Source organism: Streptomyces alkaliphilus, from assembly GCF_014141535.1.
Classification (GTDB): Bacteria; Actinomycetota; Actinomycetes; order Streptomycetales; family Streptomycetaceae; genus Streptomyces; species Streptomyces alkaliphilus.
Genome location: NZ_VKHT01001699.1, coordinates 1 through 497, shown reverse-complemented (window position 1 = coordinate 497; position 497 = coordinate 1). Strand labels below are relative to the sequence as shown.

The following is a 497-nucleotide window of genomic DNA, read 5'->3' as shown; positions in this document are numbered from 1 at the left end:
GCCCCCTCCCGGAGCCCGGGTGGGGGCGGGTTCGCGTCTCAGCCCGCCGGCAGCGGCGTCCCGGGGCGGCCGGCGAGCCAGTGGTAGAGGGTCATGGCCACGCTGGTGGCGAGGTTGTAGCTGGAGACCATCGGTCGCATCGGCAGCGCCAACAGCCGGTCCGCGCGCGCCCGCACCTCCGGGGACAGGCCGTGTCGCTCGGAGCCGAAGGCGAGCAGGGCGTCGTCGGGGATCCCCGCCCCGCGCAGGTCCTCCCCCTCCGGGTCCAGCGCGTACAGCGGGCCGGTCGGCAGGTCGTCGAGCCCGCGCCCGGCCACCGGCAGGGCCCAGTGCAGTCCGGCACTCGCCCGCACCACCCCGGGGTGCCAGGGGTCGACGGTGCCGGTGGTGAGCACCCCGGCCGCGCCGCAGCCGGCGGCCAGTCGGATCACGGCACCGATGTTGCCCAGATGCCGGGGGTTGTCCAGCAGCACGATCGGCGCGGGGCGCGGATCCGG

At 77.3% G+C, this 497-nt stretch carries 1 protein-coding gene; it reads right to left on the bottom strand.

The window, feature by feature from the left end; all coding sequences use genetic code 11:
• Positions 1-38: 38 nt before the first annotated feature.
• The coding region (locus FNQ90_RS26390) for a TrmH family RNA methyltransferase (RefSeq protein ID WP_182608585.1) at positions 39-497 on the bottom strand (459 nt) is incomplete at its 5' end.